The following is a 5,723-nucleotide window of genomic DNA, read 5'->3' as shown; positions in this document are numbered from 1 at the left end:
AGAAGTTCTGGCTCTCGGGTTAGGGAGACACCGCGCTCCTCGGCCACCCAGTCCCTAAGTACTCCTTCGGGCAGCAAATTCGAAAACCACACGGGCAAGCGCACATTCGATGTGAACCGGGCCCCGAGGTCTTGTTCGAATCCGAGGCCGAGAACGTCCCGACTCTCATCCTCCAAGTACTCGGGGTCAAACAAAAAGGAGCTCGTGTTGTCATGGCAGTACAGCGAACCAATTCGCTTGCCGTACAGGTGTACGCCATACGTAACAGGGTCACTCATCGTTGTCAGGGTCCACCTCAAGATCGTCGACAACCAACCAGTCAAGAGGCGGGGTGTCCTCGTATTCGAACTCCCATCGCTGCTGCAGAAAGCGCTTTACCGTCGCATTGAGGTCGCTCTCGCGCTGCTGCGCGAATGCGAGCCTGTCGCCCGCGGCGAGCGCCTGCAACGAGCTTGGAGTTAGCGCATGGGAACGCAGGGTGGCAGCCCAATTCTCGTCACTGGTGTCAATCGGTTGAGAGAGAACTGCCGATGAAATTTCAGAGGGCGCCATCTCCACGCCTGGTAGCAGCAACCACCGGCCGGCTGTGTCGGACTTCCCTCCCACTCCCACCAAACCCGCTCTACTGACGACGGGACTCAGTGCAGGTCTGGGCGTCTGGGCATCGCCGAGCGAGTCAAGCAAGTCCGCGGCGGTCAATTGCTCGGCGGTCCGGATTGAACGCGGATGCATGGACCACATCGCGCAAGCAACGATCTTGCCTGCAGCAGTGTTGGTCCGGAAATTGCCGGCGTCCGGTAGCGCGACTTTAGACAGCGGCACGGCCGTGAGGAGCTGATCGAGAGTGCCGTCAAGATCGGACGGCACAATCAGTTGGTTCAGCGCCCGCGTTGTGCCGGTGGTGGACCCGGCGAAGAGATTGGCGCCAGCAGCAGCCGCTCGCCAAAGCCATCTCCGGAGCAGCTGTAATTCCCGGGGTGTGTCAAGCTCGTAATGGGCAAAGAAACGCGACAAGACAACGAGCAGGTGGCGATAAGGCAGAAAAGCGAAGTGCGGGATATGACACTCGGCTTTTAAGAATTCAACCGCGCGCTCCAGGCACAGAGCCGCCTCTCGATACGCGGTTTCGACATCCTCACCGGGGAAATCTCCGGGATTCCTGCGGTCTGAATCGAACTCGACTCGGATCTCGCGGCTGATATCAGGACCACGGCGAGCTAAGACGGCCTTTAATATGGTGTCGTCATCGACCGAACCGAATTGATGATCGACTGCTAGCGCGCGACTGATGTCTTCAATTGCTGCGGCTGAGTGGATTCCCTTGCTCGATGGCTGCGCGGGATGTAGCGCGGAGAACACCTCTGTCCGAGTCAATCTCTTGCCGTAGCTGTTAAGTCTGTCGAAAATGTCGCGGAGGATCTGTTCGTCCTCGGTTTCCACCACCGACGCCGGTATCTTGAATAGCCTAATCTTGGTCGCCGCCGCGGTAGCGGCCCCAAAGTAGTCCTGATCGTCAGGGTGATCGCGGAACCACTCAATTAGTTTTTGCAGATCGAACAGAATGTATAGAGGGACAGTGGCACGGCGACGCTCGTTGGTCTTCGTGGAAACAATGCTGTTGTCACGTAGGTCGAGGCTAAGTGCAAACCGCTCGTCCCTAGCGGATCCCTCGGTGAGCGCGTTGGCGAGGGTGGTCAGCCGCTGCTGGCCATCCACGACCCAGAGCGCCTTATCCGTGGCTGGGGCGTCTACAGTCAGGGCGCCTACTGTAACGCAGGTCCTTTCCGCCCGCTTGTTCCACAGCAGAAGGCTGCCAACGGGGTAACCGTTCAAAATGCTGTCAAAAAGCCGTCGGGCGTCCTCGATTCCCCAGCGGAACGGCCGCTGAAATTCGGGAATCCGAATCTCGCCATCGCGAACCTTCTGAACAAGTTCCTCGACTTCGTAAACCATTGCCGTAGGGGTGCGACCTAGGCTCACTGACACGCCGCCTCCTTGCAGACAGATCTCCGTCATCCTGTCACGCAGAGCCGACAAGCGTCGGGAACTGAACGGCCATTAGCACTGCCGAGCGCGTGCCACGAAAAAGCCAGCAGCCGGGGCTACGGGCGTGTTCAGGCTCTCAGCGCGGCGCCCACTGCGGCCTTTGCGCTAGCCAGGGCGGCGTCGCGGGCCGCACTGGCCTCGTCCTCGGTCAGGGTGCGGTCGGTGGCCCGGAACCGCAGCGCGCACGTCAGCGACTTGCGGCCCTCCCCGATCTGGGGACCGGTGTAGACGTCGAACAGGGCGACGTCCTCCAGAAGCGCGCCGGCGCCGTCGCGCACCGCGTCGATGACCGCCTGGGCCGGCACGTCGGCCGCCACCACCAGGCTGAGGTCCTGGAAGACCGCCGGGAACGGCGACACCCGCGGCGCGGGCAGCCGCTCGGCGACCGGCACGGCGTCGAGGTTCAGTTCCACCGCGCAGGTGCCCTTGGGCAGCCCCGAGCGCTCCACAGCGGCGGGATGCAGCTGGCCGGCATGGCCGATTACCGTCCCGTCGACCAGCACCTCGGCGCAGCGTCCCGGATGCCAGGGCAGCCGGTGAGCCGGCCGCAGCGTCACCTCGGCGCCGCAGGCCCGGACGATCACCCGTACCGCCTCGAAGGCGTCGGCGGCCTCGACCGCACGGCCGGGCCCCCAGGGTCCCCGCGGCTCGCGCAGCCCGCACAGCACCGCCGCCACGTGCACCGGCTGATGCGGCAGTGACGCGTCCAGCATGGCGATCTCGTCATCGGTGGGGCGGCGGTCGGTGGGGATCAGCCCCACCCCTCGGGTGTGTTCGGTGGGTTGCACCACCTGGGCGAGGGAGAACAGGGCCACATCGCCGAACCCGCGGGAGACGTTGCGCGACAACGCCTCCAGCAGTGCGGGCAGCAGAGTGGTGGCCAGATCGGGGCGGTCAGCCTCGAGCGGGTTGAGCACCGAAACGACGGATCGCCTCGAATCTTCGGGGGCAAGACCCCACTGGTCGAAGACCCCCGCGGGCAGGAACGGCGTGGGCAGCACTTCGACGAACCCGGACAGCGCCAGCGCCTTGCCGACGGCGCGGCGGCGCTTCTGGGCGGCGGTCAGGCCGCGGCCCGCGGGTGCCGACGGCAGCACCGAGGGAATGACGTCGAGGCTCTCCAGCCGCAGCACCTCTTCGACGAGGTCGGCAGGCTGAACCAGGTCCGGCCGCCAACTCGGCGGTGTCACGATCAGCATCGCGTCGGCGCCGGCCTGCACCCGGGCGCCGATCTGGGTGAGTCTGCGCACGGTCGCGCCGTCGGGGTAGACCACTCCGGCCATCCGGTCGGGTAGGTCGACGGGCATCTGCACCGACGGCGGCGAGAAATCGGCCCGGGGCGGGTCGCCGCGCCAGTCGGTCAGACGGGGTTGCACTGTGCCGCCGGTGATTTCGGCCAGCAAGGCCGCGCAGCGGTCGACGACCGCGACCGAGATGGCCGGGTCGACCGACCGCTCGTAGCGGCGGCCGGCTTCGCTGACCAGGTGCAGTCGACGGATGGTCCGCGACACCGCGGCCGGGTCCCACACCGCGGCCTCCAGCAGCACATCGGTGGTGCGGTCGTCGATCTCGGTGCTGCCAGCGCCCATGACGCCGCCGATGGCGGCCACACCGGCGTCGTCGACGATGAGCACGTCGACCGGGTCCAGGGTGCGTTCGATGTCGTCGAGGGTGACCACGGTCTCGCCGGGATGGGCGAACCGCACGGCAAAATCGCCGCGGATGCGGCGGCTGTCGTGGGCGTGCATCGGGTGGCCGAATTCGAGCATCACATAGTTGGTGACGTCGACGGCCGGGGAGATCGGCCGGATGCCGGACAGCATCAGCCGCCGGCGTAACCACCACGGGGACTCCGCTTTCGGGTCGATCCCGGTCACCGGGCGCAGGGCGAACCGGCTGACACCGGTGCCGGGTTCGATGGTCACCGCCCACGCCGATCCCTCGACCGGCAGCGGTGTCACGTTGTCCGCCGGGTCGACGAAGGGAAGGTCGTAGGCGCAGGCGATCTCCCTGGCGATGCCCCGCACCGACATGCAGTAGCCGCGATCGGGGGTGACGGCCAGGTCGAACACGACGTCGTCCAGGCCGAGGACTTCGGCGCCGGAGTCGCCGGGCTTCGCCGCATCCGGGGGCAGCACCAGGATGCCGGATGCTCCCAAACCGAGTGCCGGACTTATTTCCGATGCCGAGCAGATCATCCCGTCAGAGGTTCGCCCGTAGGTCTTGCGGGTCGCAATGTGGAAGCCCCCCGGCAGCGTCGCGCCCGGCAGGGCCACCACCACCAGGTCACCGACGGCGAAGTTGGTTGCGCCGCAGACGATGTCACGGTCAGCCCCACCACCGGAGCCTTCACCGACATCGACCTTGCAGGCCCGGATGGGCTTCTTGAATTCGGTGAGTTCCTCGATGGCCGTCACCCGCCCGACCGTCAGCGGCCCGCTGACCGGCCCGAGGGTGATGACGTCCTCGACCTCGTGGCCGACCCGGATCAGCGCCTGCTCCAACTCGTGCGGCTCGGCGTCCCACCCGGGCGCGCCGGCCCGCACCGTCTCGCGCAGCCAACTGTAGGGAAGCCGCATTACAGCCCCACCCCGAACGGCCACGAGAACCGCACGTCGCCCTCGACCATGTCGCGCATGTCGGGGATGCCGTTGCGGAACTGCAGGGTGCGTTCCAGCCCCATGCCGAACGCGAAGCCGGAGTACACATCCGGGTCGATCCCGGCCGCGCGCAACACATTCGGGTTGACCATGCCGCAACCACCCCATTCCACCCAGCCCGGGCCGCCCTTCTTGTTCTCGAACCAGATGTCGACCTCCGCCGACGGCTCGGTGAACGGGAAGAAGTGCGGGCGCATCCGGGTGCGTGCGGTCGGCCCGAACTCCGAGCGGGCAAACGCGTCCAGGGTTCCGCGCAGGTTGGCCATGGTCAGGCCACGGTCCACCGCAAGCCCCTCGACCTGGTGGAACACCGGGGTGTGGGTGGAGTCGAGTTCGTCGGTGCGGAAAGTCCGGCCGATGGAGATGATGTAGACCGGCAGTTCGCGGTCGAGCAGGGTGCGGACCTGCACCGGCGAGGTGTGGGTGCGCAGCAGCTGCCGGGACCCCTCCGGGGCGATGTGGAAGGTGTCGGATTCGCTGCGCGCGGGGTGGTCGGGCGGGAAGTTCAGCGCGTCGAAGTTGAACTGCTCGCTTTCCACCTCGGGCCCTTCGGCGAGTTCCCAGCCCATCGCCACGAAGGTGTCCGCGACGTGCTCGGCCAGGATCGTGATCGGGTGACGCGCCCCGACCGGCTGGCGGGTCGACGGCAGCGTCACGTCAATGGCCTCGGCCACCAGAACCGCCGCGTCGCGTTCGGCCCGCAGGGCGGCCAGTCGGTCGTCGTAGGCGGCCTGCACGTCGGTGCGAGCCACGTTGACGGCTTTGCCGGCGTCGGCGCGCGCATCCTTGGGCAGCGTGGCCAGCGCCTGACGGGCCAGCGCGACCGGTGCCCGGTCGCCGAGGTGATCGGTTTTGGCTCGGGCCAGCGCGTCGAGGTCGGCGGACGCGGCGAAGACGGCGCGGGCCGCCTCGACCGCGGCGGTCAGCGCCTCTGGCGACAGATCGACAGGGTGCTCACCCACGCGCCGGGACTCTCCTTAAGCTGGCCTGCTCTGGTGCTGGGCATGCAGTGGACTC

General features: G+C 66.7%; 4 protein-coding genes. All 4 read right to left on the bottom strand.

The window, feature by feature from the left end:
* On the bottom strand, positions 1 to 278 hold a 278-nt coding region (locus ADBZ6I_RS15505), incomplete at its 3' end, for a HipA N-terminal domain-containing protein (RefSeq protein WP_526385384.1).
* Positions 271 to 1,953: a DUF262 domain-containing protein gene (locus ADBZ6I_RS15500; RefSeq protein ID WP_526385382.1), complete on the bottom strand. Its 1,683-nt coding sequence runs from the start codon at positions 1,951 to 1,953 to the stop codon at positions 271 to 273. The genes ADBZ6I_RS15505 and ADBZ6I_RS15500, both read right to left, overlap by 8 nt.
* A 161-nt stretch (positions 1,954 to 2,114) precedes the next feature.
* On the bottom strand, positions 2,115 to 4,625 hold the full coding sequence (gene pheT, locus ADBZ6I_RS15495; protein WP_526385380.1) for a phenylalanine--tRNA ligase subunit beta: 2,511 nt from the start codon (positions 4,623 to 4,625) through the stop codon (positions 2,115 to 2,117).
* On the bottom strand, positions 4,625 to 5,668 hold the full coding sequence (pheS, locus tag ADBZ6I_RS15490) for a phenylalanine--tRNA ligase subunit alpha (RefSeq protein ID WP_526385378.1): 1,044 nt from the start codon (positions 5,666 to 5,668) through the stop codon (positions 4,625 to 4,627). The genes pheT and pheS overlap by 1 nt, the downstream gene beginning before the upstream one ends.
* Between the last annotated feature and the right edge of the window lie 55 nt (positions 5,669 to 5,723).

Origin of the sequence: Mycobacterium sp., assembly GCF_044342925.1 — a bacterium.
Lineage (GTDB): Bacteria > Actinomycetota > Actinomycetes > Mycobacteriales > Mycobacteriaceae > Mycobacterium.
This window is presented reverse-complemented; position numbering and strand designations above follow the sequence as displayed.